Raw genomic sequence first — 260 nt, 5'->3', positions numbered from 1 at the left:
CCGTAAGACCATGCAAATTGCACACGTCGTATTGCTGGCAGGCGCCTTCTCCATCGCGTTCTGCGCCATCCTCGCAGTCCTGGTAGTGATGCGCCCGCGCACCCTGCAGCGCCGCCTCGGCCAGATCGACCGCGAGACACCGCAACTCCGCCCGCAGATCGAAGAGCATCACTGGCTGCATACCGCCGACCGCCTGGCCAAGCCGCTCGCGCGGGCATCCGTGCCGAAGGAAGGCTGGGAAGATTCTTCGCTGCATACCC

1 protein-coding gene is annotated in these 260 nt (G+C 65.0%); it reads left to right on the top strand.

Translation table 11 applies throughout. The features are described 5' to 3' along the window. Window positions 1-260 (top strand): hypothetical protein (locus tag ACVA6Q_RS24760; RefSeq protein WP_446649239.1); only part of this gene is annotated, 260 nt, incomplete at both ends.

It is taken from the genome of Vibrio sp. DNB22_10_4 (assembly GCF_052879755.1).
Note: the sequence above shows the minus strand (reverse complement) of the source record. Positions and strands in the feature narration are given on the sequence as shown.